Origin of the sequence: Halomonas flagellata, assembly GCF_022487945.1 — a bacterium.
In the GTDB taxonomy this organism is placed as follows: Bacteria; Pseudomonadota; Gammaproteobacteria; order Pseudomonadales; family Halomonadaceae; genus Halomonas; species Halomonas flagellata.
The window spans coordinates 56144-71008 of record NZ_JAKVPY010000008.1; the positions used below are offsets into that span (position 1 = coordinate 56144).

The window sequence follows — 14865 nt, forward strand, 5'->3', positions numbered from 1 at the left end:
GGCGTGCAACCGCACCGCCCCCGATTACAGATCCCCGAAGCGATGCTGCAGCAGGGAGAGCGCCACCACCGGGGCAGTCTCGGTGCGCAGGATGCGCGGGCCGAGGGAGAGGGAGGCGAAGTCGGCGGCCAGGGCGGCCTCGACCTCGGCGTCGGACAGGCCGCCTTCCGGGCCGATCAGCAGGGCGGCGCTGGCGGGAGCAGGCTCATGCTCGAGCGCGCCCGGGGTGCCGGGATGCAGCACCAGCCGCAGGGCCTCGCCGCGGTCGGCCAGCCAGTCGGCCAGGGCAACGGGGGGATGGATAGGCGGCAGGGTGGCGCGACCGCACTGCTCGCAGGCGCTGGCGGCCACCGCCTGCCAGTGGGCGAGCTTCTTCGCCTCGCGTTCGCCCTTGAGGCGCACGTCGCCGTGCTCGGTATGGAGCGGGGTGATCGCCGCCACCCCCAGCTCCACGGCCTTCTGGATGGCGTAGTCCATGCGGTCGCCCTTGGAGATCGCCTGGCCCAGGTGCACCGCCAGTGGCGACTCGCCGCGGCCGGCCTCGACGGCCTCGATGCGCGCCACCACCCGCTTGCGACCGGCCTCCACCAGCACCGCGCGGGCCTCCTGGCCACGGCCGTCGAACAGCACCAGCGACGCCCCCACGCCCAGGCGCAGCACCCGCGCCACATGGCGCGCGGCACCTTCGGGCAGAACGACGTCGCCGCCGACGGTGAAGTCGGCGGCGACGTGGATGCGAGGGGCTCTTGCCAGGGACCTGGCCTCGGTCTTCATCGATCGCCGCCCCTTGCCTTTACTGGGTCGTCTGCTCGCCCTGCTGCTGTGCCTGCTCGGCCTCGCGCTTCTTCTTCTGGGCGTAGATCGCCTCGAAGTTGACCGGCGCCAGCATCAGCGGCGGGAAGCCGCCACGGTTGACCAGGTTGTCGATGCACTCGCGGGCATAGGGGAAGAGCACGTTGGGGCAGAAGGCGCCCAGGGTGTGGTCGAGTTGCGCCCCCTCGATGCCGCTGATGCGGAACAGGCCGGCCTGCTCGATCTCGGCCAGGAAGGAGGTGGTCCCCTCCTCGCTGTGGGTCACCTGGGCGGTGACCTTGACCACCACCTCGTAGAGGCCGTCGCCCACCTGCTGGCTGGAGGTGTTCAGGTCCAGGCCGACCTTGGGCTTGAACGGCTGCTGGAACACGGTCGGCGAGTTGGGCGCCTCGAAGGAGATGTCCTTGACATAGATGCGCTGCAGGGCGAACTGCAGTTGCGGCTTGTCCTGCTGGCCGGCGGCCGCGCCGGCGTTCTGGTTGTTCTCTTCCGCCATGGGAAAGGTCCTTTGAAACGGTGAACGAAAAGGAAGTTGGCGTGGTTACTTCTTGACCACGGGGAGACCATCGGCCTGCCACTGGGCCATGCCGCCCTTGAGCTTGACCGCCCGCTCGAAGCCGGCCTTGGTCAGCTTGGCCAGGGCGACGCCGGAACTCTGGCCATGCTTGCAGGCCACGATGATCGGCTTGTCCTTGAACTTGTCGAGCTCGTTCAGGCGATTCTCGAGCTTGCTCTGGGGAATGTTGCGCGCGCCAGCGATATGGCCGGCCTTGAAATCGCCGGCCTCGCGGATGTCGAGCACCACGGCATCCTCGCGGTTGATCAGCTGGGTGGCCTCGCTGGCGGTCACGCCGCTGGCGGCGCTGTTGCGGACCTCGTAGGCGATCCAGGCGGCCAACACCAGCAGGAAGGCACCCACCAGCAGCGGGTGATTCTGCACGAATTCAAACAGCTGATCGATCATGGGTCCGGAACACTCTTTACTCGGTGCATGATGGGGTGAAACCGGCACGGCTCGCAGGCCCGCCGCCGGGCGGCGCCCAGTATACACGAAGCCGTGGCGAACCGCGGCCGGCGGACGGCGACCATGACGCCCGGCGCTGCCATGCGATATGATGCCGCAAGCAGCAACAAGTCGCGACCCCGATGAGCGCCCCGCGTTCGTCGCGGCGTCGCCATCAACAAGAGGCCCTTCCCCCATGACCGACGCTTCGACCTCCGCCCCCCGCCCGGTGGCACTGATCATTCTCGACGGCTACGGCCACAACCCCGACGCCGCGGACAACGCCGTGCTGGCCGCCCGCACCCCGGTGATGGACCGCCTGCAGCAGGAGCACCCCGCCACCCTGATCCACACCGACGGCCGCTACGTGGGCCTGCCGGACGGCCAGATGGGCAACTCGGAAGTCGGTCACATGAACCTGGGCGCCGGACGCATCGTCTACCAGGACTTCACCCGCATCACCAAGGCGATCGAGGACGGCGACCTGGACGCCATCGCCGAGCTCACCGCGCCCATCGATGCCGCCGTGGCCGCGGGCAAGGCCGTTCACCTGCTGGGCCTGCTCTCGCCGGGGGGCGTGCACAGCCACGAGGAGCACTTCCTCGCCATGGCCGAACTGGCCGCCCGCCGCGGCGCCCGGCGCATCGTCGTCCACGGCTTCCTCGACGGCCGCGACATGCCGCCCAAGAGCGCCCTGGCCTCCATCGAGCGCGTCAACGCGCGCCTCGCCGAGCTGGTCGGTGCCGAGAACGGCTTCGTCGCCTCGCTCATCGGCCGCTACTACGCCATGGACCGCGACAACCGCTGGGACCGCGTCGAGAAGGCCTACCACCTGCTGACCCTCGGCGAGGGCGAGTTCGACGCGGGAAGCGCCGAGGAGGGCCTGCGCGCCGCCTACGAGCGCGACGAGACCGACGAGTTCGTCAGCGCCACCAGCATCCGCCCGGACGGTACCCCCGTCACCATGGAGGATGGTGACGCCGCCATCTTCATGAACTTCCGCGCCGACCGTGCCCGGGAGCTGACCCGCGCCTTCGTCGAGGACGACTTCGGCGGCTTCGCGCGCCGCGCCCGCCCGCGCCTCGCCGCCGACGGCCTGGTGACGCTGACCCAGTACGCCGCCGACATCCCCGCCCCCGCCGCCTTCCCGCCGGCGGAGCTGACCAACACCCTGGGCGAGGTGATGGAGAAGCGTGGCCTGACCCAGCTGCGCATCGCCGAGACCGAGAAGTACGCCCATGTGACCTTCTTCTTCTCCGGCGGCCGCGAGGACGAGTACGACGGCGAGACCCGGGTGCTGGTGCCCTCGCCCCAGGAGGTGAAGACCTACGACGAGAAGCCCGAGATGAGCGCCGTGGAGGTCACCGACCGGCTGGTGGAGGCGATCGACTCCGGCCGGTACGACCTGATCGTCTGCAACTACGCCAACGGCGACATGGTCGGTCATACCGGCAAGTTCGACGCCGCCGTCAAGGCCATCGAGGCGGTGGACGCCTGCGTCGGCCGGGTGGTGGAGGCGATCCAGCGCGCCGGCGGCGCCTGCCTGGTCACCGCCGACCACGGCAACGCCGAGCAGATGGTCAACCCCGAGACCGGCGTCGCCCAGACCGCCCACACCACCTTCGACGTGCCGCTGGTCTATGTCGGCCCCCGCCCGGCGAAGCTCCGCGACGACGGCCGCCTGTGCGACATCGCCCCGACCCTGCTGACCATGATGGACCAGGCGATCCCCGAGGAGATGAGCGGCCGGGTGCTGATCGACTTCGGCTGATACCGCGCGACGGGAGGCCAGCGGATGGCAAGAGGTGTCGCGACACTCGGCGTACTGCTGCTGGCCCTCTGCCTGGTCCCGCCGCTGGCCGCCCAGCCCAGCGAACGGGCCGCCCGGGAGCGACTCGATGCCATCGGCGAGGAGATCCAGGGGCTCTCCCGGCGCCTCTCCACCACCCGCGAGGCCCGTGACGATGCCGGTCGCGAGCTGCGCGAGGTGGAGACGGCGCTGGCCGAGACCCACCGCCGCCTCGACGCCCTGCAGGCCGAGCGCCGCGGGCTCACCGACGAGATCGACGCCCTCGAGTCCCGGCGCAATGGCCTCGAGGCCGAACGCGCCGACCAGGTCGAGGCGCTCAATGCCCAGCTCGACGCCCTCTACCGTCTCGGCCTCACCCCCCAGCTCAAGCTGCTGCTCAACCAGGACGACCCGGCCCGGCTCGACCGCCTGCAGCACTACCTCAACCGCCTGGCGAAGGCCCGCAACGAACGCCTCGACGAACTCGCCCGGCTCGACAGCGCGCTGGCCGACAACCGCCGGGCGCTCGAGGCCCGCGGCACGCGCCTCGACGCCCTGGCCGAGGAACTGGCGAGCCGTAGCGCCGACCTCGCCGAGCAGATGCAGGGCCGTGCCCAGCTGGTCGCCGAACTCGACAGTCGCTACGCCACCGAGCAGGCGCGGCTGGAGGACCTCAACCAGGATCGTGCCCACGCCGAGCGGGTGCTGCGCGAGGTGCAGGAGGCTCTCGCCCGGCTGCAGCGGCCGCCGCCCTCCACCGCCATCGAACAGACCCAGGGTGAGCTGCCCTGGCCGGTACAGGGGCAGGTCGCCTCGCGCTTCCGGCGCGGCGACGGCGTACACCGCAACGGCATGCTGATTCGGGCCGCCGAGGGCACCCCGGTGCGGGCCGTCCACGGCGGTCGGGTGGTGTTCGCCGACTGGATGCGCGGCTTCGGCAACCTGCTGATCGTCGATCACGGTGACCAGGTGATGACCCTGCACGCCCACCTGCAACACTTCGGCGTCGAGGTGGGCCAGGCGGTCTCCCGGGGCGACACCCTGGGGGCGGTAGGCGCGAGCGGCGGCCACGACACCCCGGCCCTCTATTTCGAGGTCCGCCGCGGCGGCGAGCCGATCGACCCGCAGTCCTGGATCGCCTCACGATGAACCCGGCCCCTTTCCCACAGCCTCGCCCACGGGCTATGCTGAGCTGCCCGTCATGGAACAGCGGAGATCGCATGCATCCACGTCTCGCCGGCCCTGCCGCCTCGCCACGGCGGCTGATGGCGATGCTTCTGCCCGTCGCCCTGCTGGCCCTGCCCCTGCCGGCTGCCGCCACCCCCTCGGCCAACGACCTGCCGGTGGAGGACATCCAGACCTTCGCCGAGGTGTTCGAGCGCATCAAGCGCGCCTATGTCGAGGAGGTCGACGACAGCACCCTGTTGCGCAACGCCATGCGCGGCATGCTCAGCGAGCTCGACCCCCACTCGGCCTATCTCGACCGCGAGGAGTTCCAGAGCCTGCACGAGTCCACCGAGGGCGAGTTCGGCGGCGTGGGCATCGAGGTCGGCACCCAGGACGGCCAGCTGACGGTGATCACCCCCATCGACGACACCCCGGCGTCCCGCGCCGGGCTGCAGTCCCGGGACGTCATCCTGCGCATCGACGACACCCCCACCGACCGCCTCTCGCTCCAGGAGGCGGTCAACCTGATGCGTGGGGACCCGGGGACCGAGATCAGCCTGACCATCATGCGCCAGGGCGAAGAGGCCCCGCGCACCTTCACCCTGACCCGGGAAGTGATCCGCACCGAGAGCGTGCGCAGCGAACTGCTCGAACCCGGCTACGGCTACCTGCGGGTCAGCCAGTTCCAGACCCGGACCGGTGACCAGGTACGCAGCGCCCTCACCAGCATGGAGCGCGAGGGCGCCCTCAACGGCCTGGTGCTGGACCTGCGCAACAACCCCGGCGGCGTGCTGCAGGCCGCCGTGGCGGTGGCCGACGCCTTCCTCGACAGCGGGTTGATCGTCTACACCGAGGGACGCCTGCCGGACACCGAGATGCGCTTCTCGGCCAGCACCGAGACCGCCGCGCCGGACGTGCCCCTGGTGGTGCTGATCAACGGCGGCAGCGCCTCGGCGGCGGAGATCGTCGCCGGCGCCCTGCAGGACCAGCGCCGCGGCGTGGTGATGGGTACCGAGAGCTTCGGCAAGGGCTCGGTGCAGCAGATCATGCCGCTGGGCAACGGCGAGGGGCTCAAGCTGACCACCGCCCTCTACTTCACGCCGGGCGGTCGCTCGATCCAGGCCCAGGGCATCGAGCCCGACGTCCAGGTGGTGCGCGGCCGGCTGGAAGTCGCCGAGGGCAGCGAGCTACGGGTGCGCGAGGCCGACCTGGAGGGTCACCTGCGCTCCCGCGGCGAACCGCGCACCCGCGGCGAGCTGGGCGAGCGCCTGCGCGAGGACTACCAGCTCGGCGAGGCACTCAACCTGCTCAAGGCGTTGAATGTGCTGAGCCAGCGCGAACGTTAACGCAACACCATGGGCAGGTTACCGGCAAGAGGCCGGCAGCCTGCCCCGGTGGCCGGTGGCCTGCTGCATCAGCAGGCGCTTGAGCGGCCCCGAGCGGTCGACCCCGGACATGCCCAGGTTGCGCGCCAGGGTCAGCGCCGGGTGGCGGGCCCCGAACAGCAGCCGGAAGCCGTCCATCAGCGCCAGCATCGTGGCGTTGTCCCCGCGCCGGCGCCGGGCATAGCGGGCCAGCAGTCGCTCGTCTCCCGGCGCCACCCCACGGGCACGTCCCCTTACCAGCTCCTCGGCCAACACCGCCGCGTCCATCAGCCCCAGGTTGACCCCCTGGCCCGCCAGCGGATGGATGCTGTGGGCGGCATCGCCGACCAGCGCCAGCCCCGGCAGCACATAGCGCTCGGCATGACGCTGGGTCAGCGGCACCGCCAGGGCCCGGTCGATCACCGTCACCTCGCCGAGCCGCAACTCCACGGCGGCGGCCATCTCGCGGGCCAGTGCTTCCGGCGGCAGGGCCACCAGGCGCTCGGCCTCGCTGGGCGAGGTCGACCAGACGATGGAGCAGTGGTGGTCATCACCATCTACGACCAGCGGCAGGAAGGCCAGCGGCCCGGTGGGCAGGAACACCTGGCGGGCCACCTCGCCATGGGGGGGCGTGGTCCTGACCGTGGTCACCACCGCCACATGGCCGGTATCCCGGGCGCTGACCCCGATGCCCGCCATCTCGCGCAGCGGCGAACGGGCACCGTCGGCGGCCACCACCAGGGGCGCGGCCAGCCGGCGACCATCCTCCAGCACCACCTCGCGGTCGTCCCCCCGCTCCTCGAGCCCTGCCACCCGGGCACCGTAGTGCCGCTGTACCCCGGGCAAGGCGGCGAGGCGTGACTCCAGGCCGGCCAGGATCACGTCGTTCTCGACGATATGGCCCAGCACCGGGACCCCGGCCTGGTCGGCGGAGAAGTTGACCTCGCCACTGCCCTCGGCGTCCCACACCTGCATGAAGCGGTAGGGACTGGCCCGTCGGCCCCGTATCCAGTCCCAGGCGTCGAGCCCCTCGAGCAGTCGCTGCGAGACCGGCGTCAGGGCACTGACCCGCCGGCCGGGCCGGCCATGGCCGACCCGGCCGGCGTCCAGCGGTGCCTCGCGGGCATCGAGCAGGGCCACCGCCACCCCGGCATTGCCGAGCAGGCAGGCCAGGGTCGCGCCCACCATGCCGCCGCCGACGATCACCACCTCGGCGGCTTCCCTCTCCTCACCGCGCTCCCGGCCTTCCGGCCGCGGCCCCTGGTGATGCGTTTCCTGCATGTGGTTCTCCTATCTTTCCAGCCCCATGGCGCGCCGGGCCAGGGTACGGCGCAACGGGCCCACCAGGTTCAACCCGACGAGCCCCGCGGCCCGGGCGTGGGAGAGCAGCGGGCTGTCGATGCCGAACAGGCGGATCAGGCCATCGCTGAAGCGGATCACGTTGTGGCGGTCGGCACCTCGCCGGGCTTCGAAGTCGGCCAGTACGGCCATGCTGCCGACCGACTCGCCCCGGGCCAGGCCATGCTCCAGGGCGGCGACCAGGTCCATCACGCCGCGCAGGGCCAGGTTGAACCCCTGACCGGCCACCGGGTGCAGCGAGTGAGCGGCATTGCCCAACACGGCGAGCCCGGGGCGCACCGTCTCCCGGGCGGTGATCAGCGACAGCGGGTAGGCGTGCCGGCTGCCGACCCGGCGAAAGCGCCCGGCACGTTCACCGAAGGCCCGCTGCAGCTCGGCGAGGAAGTCGCCATCGGAGAGCGCCAGTCGGCGGGACTCGCGGCCGGCGCCGTGGGTCCAGATCAGCTCCATGGCCTGGCCACGCAGCGGCAACAGGGCGATGGGCCCCTCGCCGGTGAAGCGCTCCCAGGCCATGCCGCCGTGGGGCTCGCTCACCTCCACGCTGGCGATCAGCGCCACCTGGTCATAGGGCTGCTCGCGACTCTCGATACCGAGCCGCTCCTTGAGCCCGGAGCGACCGCCGTCGGCCAGCACCGTCAACCCGGCCTGGAGCCGGCTGCCGTCGGAGAGGCCCAGCCGATAGCCACCCGCCTCGGGGCTAATCGCCTCGACCCGGGCGGGACAGTGCCAGGCCAGCGGCAGTTGCGCCAGCCGGCGATGGAGCACCCGCCCCATCCAGGCGTTGGGGATCACGTGGCCCAGTGCCTCGACGCCCAGCTCATCGCTGCGCAGCCGGGTGGCCCCGAGGCGGCCCTGCTCGCTGACGTGGATCCGGCGGATCGGTGCAGCCTGTTCGGCCATGGCGGACCACAGGCCCATGCCGGCGAAGTGTGTCGCCGAGCCCTGGGCGATGGCGCTGGCCCGAGCATCGAAACTGGGCTGCCAGGGTGCCTCCACCCGGTCGAGCAGCGGGGCGGCCTCGATCACCGCCACCGACAGCCCCAGCCGCTCGATCAGCGGCACCAGGGCACAGCCCAGGCTCGCCCCCACCAGGCCGCCGCCGACGATGGCGATGTCCACCCGCTGCTCCACGGCACCCGTCATCGAGGCCTCCCGATCATTTCATAATGTACTTTACATAAAGGCATTTCGAGGAGTGTCCCGGCTGGTCATTTTCTGGCCATCAGGGCCTCGATCTCGGCCACCCGCTTGGGCACCCCGGCGGAGAGCACCTCGTGGCCGGTGGCGGTGACCGCCACGTCGTCCTCGATCCGGATGCCGATACCGCGGAAGGCCTCGGGGATGTCATCGTCGGCGGGAACATAGAGCCCCGGCTCGATGGTCAGCACCATGCCCGGCTCCAGGGGCAGCGGCTCGCCGTCGCGGCGGTAGGTCCCCACGTCGTGGACATCGAGCCCCAGCCAGTGGGAGGTGGAGTGCAGGTAGAAGCGACGATAGCTGTCGTCTTCGATGCGCGCCTGCACCTCGCCTTCGAGCAGCCCCAGGCCGATCAGCCCTTCGGTGAGGCCGTGCACCACCAGGTCGTGGATCTCGGCCAGGGTGGCGCCGGGGCGCACGGCATCCACCGCCCGCTCCTGCACCCCGAGCACCAGCTCGTAGAGCGAGCGCTGGGCCCCGTCGAAGCGTCCGTTGACCGGGAAGGTGCGGGTGATGTCGCCGGCATAGAGGTCGAACTCGCCACCGGCGTCGATCAGCACCAGGTCACCATCGCGCAGCCTGGCCGCGTTCTCGATGTAGTGCAGCACACACGCATTGGCGCCGCCACCGACGATGCTGGCGTAGGCCGGGCCGCTACCGCCCTGCCAGCGGAACTCGTGTTCGAGCTCGGCCTGCAGCTGGTACTCGGCGAGCCCCGGCCGGGCCGCCTGCATGGCCCGCACATGGGCCCGGGCCGAGACCTCCGCGGCGTGGCGCATCAGGGCGAGCTCGGCCTCGCTCTTGACCTGGCGTTGCGCGTGGAGCAGCGGGGCGATATCGGCGAAGGCCTCGGGCGGGCGGGCACCGCGGCGCACCCGGCCGGCCAGGCGGCCACGCAGCTCGTCGGCCAGGACCAGGGCCTCGTTATTCGCCAGGGGCAGGTAGAGGGTACGACGGCCATCGAGCAGTGCCTCGAGGCGCTCGTCGCGCTCGGCATTCTCGAAGGCCTGGTCGACCCCATGCTCGCGGACGGCCCCCTCAGCGCCGAGGCGGATGCCGGTCCAGGCCTCCAGGGCCGGGTCGCGGTCCTGGCAGAAGAGCACGCTTTCGCCCTCCGCACGGCCCGGCAGCAGGACCAGCAGGGCATCGGGCTCGGGAAAGCCTGTCAGGTAGTGGAAGTCACTGTCCTGGCGAAAGGGGAACTCGCTGTCGCGCGAACGGGTGACCAGGGCAGCGCCGGGCAGCAGCACGGCGCTGCCGGCCGGCAACGACGCCATCAGCGCCTGCCGGCGGGCGCGGTATTCGTCGTTGCCGATGGGGGCAGGGCGGGGCAGGATCTCGGGCAGCATCGCGGCTCCTCGGTGTGGGGGGTTCCAGTGGCGTCAGTGGCGCGTCTCGTCGTCGACCCGCTCGACCTGGGGCTTGCCCGGGTGCTGCTCGGTGTAGAGCAGCATGGCGGCCATGCGGGCATGCTCGGTCAGGGCGAAGAGATCGTTCTCGTTCTCGGGGCTGTCCTCGATATCGGTCTCCATGGCCGCCAGGCCCTCGAGATCCTCCAGGGCCTCGCGCAGGGGCGCCGACCAGCCCTGCCGGGGCGCCTCGCCGGCATCCTGGACCACCTCGAGGAAGCCCAGCGTCCACTCCTTGAGGCCCTGGGCACGCTCGGCCAGCGAGAACAGCTCGTCCGGCAGCAGCGGCTCGAAGCCGAGCTCCGCCGCCGAGAGAGCGTCCAGTGTCTGGCGCCGCCAGGCCAGGAGACGCTCGGCGGCTTGCGCGTCGCGGGGCTGCTCGACCCCCAGGGAGAGACAGACCTGCTCCAGCCAGGCCTCGGCGGAGAGGTCCTGAAGGGCCAGGGCGGCGCTCAGCCTGCCATCGAGAAAGGCCGGTGACTGCATGCTGCCATGCAGCAGGAAGAGGTCGGCGATGGTGGAGAAGTCCTGGCGTTCGTTGATCAGTGACATAGCAAAAGTCCGTGATGGGGCCGTGCATGCAGAGAGCGACGATGTTCCGGGCGCGTTGACCGCCCGAGAACGGCTCTCTTATAGTGAGGATCGAATCGATTCCATTCCTGGATGTTAACGCATCGGGCCACCGGGAGGCGCGGCCATCGCCCCCGCCCGACTGGACCGAACCGGAGCCCGTCATGACCGATGCCTCGCGGCCGACCACCGAAATCACCCTGCTGGGGCGTAGTTACGTCATCGCCTGCCCACCAGACGAGCAGGACAAGCTCGAGCGCGCCGCCCGCTATCTGGATCGGGCCATGGATGGCATCCATGCCCGTGGCAAGGTCCTGGGTGCCGAGAAGATCGCCATCATGGCGGCGCTGAACATCACCAACGAGCTGCTCGAGACGCTCGATGCCCAGCGCGAGGGCGAGCAGAACCTGAACCAGCTGAGCGCCCGGCTCGACCAGGCCCTCGCCGACACGCCTCGCCGATAGGCAATCAGCACTTTGGCCCTGTCCGTGGCTCTGGTAGGATGAAGGTGTTCCCTGGGGTGTTTGCCAGTCGTTATCGTCCCTCGAGCCTATGCGCAATACCCAGGGGGCCATATGCTAGCCGGACCCGTGTGCATGTCCGTGCGTCGGAAAGCCTGACGGTTCGGCTGCGGCCACCCACCTTGAACCACTGGGTTCAAGGGCCAGAACGACAGCGGCACTCTGGGGAACCTCGTCCGACATGACCACCATGCAGGATCTTGCCGCACCTCTTGCCTTCGACGGCCCCCGTCACGAGCTACGCCGCGAGTTGCGGCGACGACGGCGTGCCCTGACACCGCGCCAGCATCGCGACGCCTCCCGGCGGCTGTGTCGGCGGCTCAAGCAACTCCCCGAGGTCCAGCGCGCCCGGCGTGTGGCCCTCTACCTGCCCAATGATGGCGAAATCGATCCCACGGGGCTGATCTCCTGGTTCCGGGAGCGTAATGCCCGCGTGCACCTGCCGGTCCTCAAGCCGCTCTCCCACAATGCGCTGTGGTTCGTCCACTACCATGCCGACACCCCGATGACGGCAAATCGCTTCGGCATTCCCGAGCCCGATACCCGCCATGGCGCCCATCGTGCCCGGCGACGTGCGGCCTGGGCGCTGGACCTGATCCTGCTGCCACTGGTCGGGTTCGATGACGACGGCCAGCGCCTGGGCATGGGCGGCGGCTTCTACGACCGTACCCTGGCCTTCACCCGTCGCCCGGGGCCACGCCCGCGGCTGATCGGCCTGGCCCACGACTGCCAGCGTGTCGAGCGATTGCCGGTCGCCCCCTGGGATGTGCCGCTGGACGCCATCGTCAGTGATGCGCGCATCATCCGTCCCTGATACGCGAACGGGCCGATGCGCTGCATCGGCCCGTGTCGTCTTGCGGTTCTGGTCATGGCGCTGTCAGCCGGCGTCGTACTAGCTGCCGACCAGCGCCTGGGCATAGCCGGTTGCCACGACGCCGATGCCGAAGACCAGCAGCAGTGCCATGACCAGATCGGGCTTGCGCTTCATTGCCTACTCCGTTGGAGACTCGACCACAAGGGGTCGGAAGAGTGGTGGTAAGGACCTTGTCAAGGTGTCGCCTCCTGCAGCCAATCAGGCCTCGGCAACGCTGTGACTATAGGGCTACCACCTGCACGATGACAACCTTCATCACGCAGGGGTTACATTTTTAAACACTTGGCAATTCTCGCCTGCGCAGTGAGTCAGTGCTTACACAGCGACGGCCTGCCCCTTCAGGCCATGAACAACCGGTAGGCGGAATTGTCCGACTCTTTCCAGTAGCGATAACCGATCTCGTCGAAGTACTCCTCGACATGGGAACGGTCGCCATTGGGCACCTGCATCCCCACCAGTACCCGACCGTAGGCGGCACCGTGGTTACGGTAATGGAACAGCGAGATGTTCCAGTCCTGGGGCAGGTGGGTCAGGAAGTTCATCAACGCTCCCGGGCGTTCGGGGAATTCGAAGCGGTAGACCTCCTCGTCGAAACTCTCCTTCGGCCGGCCGCCGCCCAGGTGGCGGATATGCAGCTTGGCCAGTTCGTTGTCGGTGAGGTCCTCCACCGGGTAGCCGGCATCACACAACTTCTCGATTACCGCCTGGCGGTCCTCGCCACCGGGCTTGACCTGCACGCCGACGAAGATATGGGCGTTCTCCGGGTCGGCATAGCGGTAATTGAACTCGGTGACCATGCGCTTGCCGATGGTCTTGCAGAACTTCTTGAAGCTGCCGGGCCGTTCGGGGATGGTCACCGCCAGGATCGCCTCGCGCTGCTCGCCGAGTTCGGTGCGTTCGGCGATGTGCTGCAGCCGGTCGAAGTTGGTATTGGCCCCGGAGTTGATGCACAGCAACGTCTGGCCCTCGGCCCCGGTCTGCTGGATGTACTTCTTGAGCCCGGCCAGCGACAGGGCGCCGGAGGTCTCGGACACCGCCCGGGTGTCCTCGAAGATGTCCTTCACCGCCGCGCACATCTCGTCGGTATTGACGGTGATGACGTCGTCGATCAGGTCGCGGATGATGGAGAAGGGCACCTTGCCGATCTGGGCCACGGCCACGCCCTCGGCGAAGACCCCGACCTGCTCCAGCACCACCCGCTTGCCGGCCGTCAGGGCCGCCTTGAGGCAGGCACTGTCCTCGGCCTCGACGCCGATCACCTTGATGTCGGGCCGCAGGTACTTGATATAGGCCGCCACGCCGGCGATCAGGCCGCCGCCGCCCACCGGCACGAAGATGGCGTCCAGCGGGCCGGCATGCTGGTGCAGGATCTCCATGGCCACGGTGCCTTGGCCGGCGATCACGTCGATGTCGTCGAAGGGCGGGATGTAGGTGTAACCGTGCTCCTCGATCAGCTCCTGGGCATGCTCGGCGGCCGCCGCGAAGGCGTCGCCCCTGAGCACCACCCGGGCCCCGCGGGCGCGCACCGCCTGGACCTTGATGTCCGGGGTGATGCGCGGCATCACGATCACCGCCTTGACGCCCATCAGCTTGGCGGCCATGGCCAGGCCCTGGGCATGATTGCCGGCGGAGGCGGCGATCACGCCCTTGGCCTTCTGCTCCTCGCTGAGCTGGGCCATCTTGTTGTAGGCGCCACGAATCTTGAAGGAGAAGACCGGCTGCAGGTCCTCGCGCTTGATCAGGATCTGGTTGTTGAAGCGGCGAGAGAGGAAGGGGGCCGGGGAGATCGGCGTTTCCCGGGCGGCTTCATAGACCCGGGCCTGGAGAATCTTCTTGACGGTAGCTTCGAGCATCCTGATGTCCCAAGGAGTAATGCGAGAGGGCAGCCGGCGATGCTGCACTATTAAGAGAACCCCTATAGGTAGCATTCCCGGAGGCATGGCGTCCAGCGCAGCCCCTTCCATCGTTGGGCTTTGGCGCTACCGGCCCCCGTGGGGTCATCGCAGCAGCTGAGGGCGAGAGGCGCCGGATCAGCCTCGAGCGTTACCGCCCCCTGACATCGGCAGGGGACGCTCGCTGGCCTATAATGGCCCACCGCCATCCATCAGACAGTGAGCTCCCCATGACCCAGGACGAATTGAAGGATGCCGTGGCCGCGGCCGCCATCGACGAGATCGCCCCCTCGCTCGAGAACGATACGGTGCTCGGCATCGGCACCGGCTCCACCGCCAACCTCTTCATCGACCGCCTGGCCGCCCTGCGCCACGACTTCAAGGGGGCGGTGGCCAGCTCCGAGGCCAGCGCCGAGCGCCTGCGCGGCCACGGCATCGAGGTGTTCGAACTCAACAGCGTGGGCAGCATCCCCTTCTACATCGACGGCGCCGACGAAGTGAACGCTCACTTGCACATGATCAAGGGCGGCGGGGCGGCCCTGACCCGCGAGAAGATCGTCGCCGCCTGCGCCGAGACATTCGTCTGCATCGCCGACGCCTCCAAGAAGGTCGATCGACTGGGCGAGTTTCCGCTGCCGGTGGAGGTGATCCCCATGGCGCGCTCCTACGTGGCCCGGGAACTGGTCAAGCTGGGGGCCGATCCGGTCTACCGCCAGGGCGTGGTCACCGACAACGGCAACCAGATCATCGACTGCTTCGAGTTCATGATCGACGACCCGGTCGCCATGGAGACGCGTCTCAACGCCATCGTCGGCGTGGTCACCAACGGCCTGTTCGCCGCCCGCGGCGCCGACGTGTTGCTGCTGGGCACCTCGAGGGGCGTCGAGCGGCTCACCCCGGCCTGAGG

General features: G+C 69.5%; 14 protein-coding genes and 1 other RNA gene. 7 read left to right on the plus strand and 8 right to left on the minus strand.

Annotated elements, in window-relative coordinates; translation table 11 throughout:
• Positions 1-24: 24 nt before the first annotated feature.
• From MKP05_RS08375 to MKP05_RS08385, 3 genes are read right to left on the minus strand one after another with little or no spacing between them, the layout of a single operon-like run.
• Positions 25-774, minus strand: coding sequence for a 16S rRNA (uracil(1498)-N(3))-methyltransferase (locus MKP05_RS08375; protein WP_240567894.1), 750 nt, complete (start codon positions 772-774; stop codon positions 25-27).
• 19 nt (positions 775-793) lie between these two features.
• The gene (gene secB / locus MKP05_RS08380) at positions 794-1309 is read right to left on the minus strand and encodes a protein-export chaperone SecB (RefSeq protein ID WP_110284455.1); all 516 of its coding nucleotides are present in this window, start codon (positions 1307-1309) and stop codon (positions 794-796) included.
• Positions 1310-1354: 45 nt separating this feature from the next.
• Positions 1355-1777: a rhodanese-like domain-containing protein gene (locus MKP05_RS08385; protein WP_110284454.1), complete on the minus strand. Its 423-nt coding sequence runs from the start codon at positions 1775-1777 to the stop codon at positions 1355-1357.
• A gap of 235 nt (positions 1778-2012) precedes the next feature.
• On the opposite strand from MKP05_RS08385, the gene gpmI reads away from it, so the two are divergent.
• The 3 genes from gpmI to MKP05_RS08400 all read left to right on the plus strand — a co-directional run bounded on the left by gpmI (position 2013) and on the right by MKP05_RS08400 (position 6118).
• Positions 2013-3587: a 2,3-bisphosphoglycerate-independent phosphoglycerate mutase gene (gene gpmI / locus MKP05_RS08390; RefSeq protein WP_110284453.1), complete on the plus strand. Its 1575-nt coding sequence runs from the start codon at positions 2013-2015 to the stop codon at positions 3585-3587.
• Between the two features lie 24 nt (positions 3588-3611).
• Positions 3612-4754: a murein hydrolase activator EnvC family protein gene (locus MKP05_RS08395; RefSeq protein ID WP_240567895.1), complete on the plus strand. Its 1143-nt coding sequence runs from the start codon at positions 3612-3614 to the stop codon at positions 4752-4754.
• Positions 4755-4825: 71 nt separating this feature from the next.
• On the plus strand, positions 4826-6118 hold the full coding sequence (locus MKP05_RS08400; protein WP_240567896.1) for a S41 family peptidase: 1293 nt from the start codon (positions 4826-4828) through the stop codon (positions 6116-6118).
• Between the two features lie 18 nt (positions 6119-6136).
• Here MKP05_RS08400 and MKP05_RS08405 read toward each other — a convergent pair whose 3' ends face one another.
• The 4 genes from MKP05_RS08405 to MKP05_RS08420 form a co-directional block, all read right to left on the minus strand.
• Positions 6137-7417 (minus strand): UbiH/UbiF/VisC/COQ6 family ubiquinone biosynthesis hydroxylase, encoded by a 1281-nt coding sequence (locus MKP05_RS08405; RefSeq protein ID WP_276316563.1) that lies wholly within the window; start codon positions 7415-7417, stop codon positions 6137-6139.
• A gap of 9 nt (positions 7418-7426) precedes the next feature.
• Positions 7427-8638, minus strand: a complete 1212-nt coding sequence (gene ubiH / locus MKP05_RS08410) for a 2-octaprenyl-6-methoxyphenyl hydroxylase (RefSeq protein ID WP_240567897.1) — start codon at positions 8636-8638, stop codon at positions 7427-7429.
• A 65-nt stretch (positions 8639-8703) separates the two neighbouring features.
• On the minus strand, positions 8704-10041 hold the full coding sequence (pepP, locus tag MKP05_RS08415) for a Xaa-Pro aminopeptidase (RefSeq protein ID WP_240567898.1): 1338 nt from the start codon (positions 10039-10041) through the stop codon (positions 8704-8706).
• Between the two features lie 33 nt (positions 10042-10074).
• Complete coding sequence (locus tag MKP05_RS08420) at positions 10075-10653, minus strand: UPF0149 family protein (protein WP_110284447.1); 579 nt, start codon at positions 10651-10653, stop codon at positions 10075-10077.
• A gap of 182 nt (positions 10654-10835) precedes the next feature.
• On the opposite strand from MKP05_RS08420, the gene MKP05_RS08425 reads away from it, so the two are divergent.
• The 3 genes from MKP05_RS08425 to MKP05_RS08435 all read left to right on the plus strand — a co-directional run bounded on the left by MKP05_RS08425 (position 10836) and on the right by MKP05_RS08435 (position 12006).
• Positions 10836-11135 (plus strand): cell division protein ZapA, encoded by a 300-nt coding sequence (locus tag MKP05_RS08425; RefSeq protein WP_240567899.1) that lies wholly within the window; start codon positions 10836-10838, stop codon positions 11133-11135.
• Between the two features lie 45 nt (positions 11136-11180).
• Positions 11181-11365, plus strand: a non-coding RNA gene (gene ssrS, locus MKP05_RS08430) — 6S RNA.
• Between the two features lie 8 nt (positions 11366-11373).
• A complete protein-coding gene (locus tag MKP05_RS08435) occupies positions 11374-12006 on the plus strand; it encodes a 5-formyltetrahydrofolate cyclo-ligase (RefSeq protein WP_240567900.1) in 633 nt (210 codons plus the stop codon).
• A gap of 398 nt (positions 12007-12404) precedes the next feature.
• Here MKP05_RS08435 and ilvA read toward each other — a convergent pair whose 3' ends face one another.
• Positions 12405-13919, minus strand: coding sequence for a threonine ammonia-lyase, biosynthetic (gene ilvA, locus MKP05_RS08440; RefSeq protein ID WP_110284444.1), 1515 nt, complete (start codon positions 13917-13919; stop codon positions 12405-12407).
• Between the two features lie 269 nt (positions 13920-14188).
• Between ilvA and rpiA the strand changes: the two genes are divergently transcribed.
• Positions 14189-14863: a ribose-5-phosphate isomerase RpiA gene (gene rpiA, locus MKP05_RS08445; RefSeq protein ID WP_240567901.1), complete on the plus strand. Its 675-nt coding sequence runs from the start codon at positions 14189-14191 to the stop codon at positions 14861-14863.
• Positions 14864-14865: the final 2 nt, after the last annotated feature.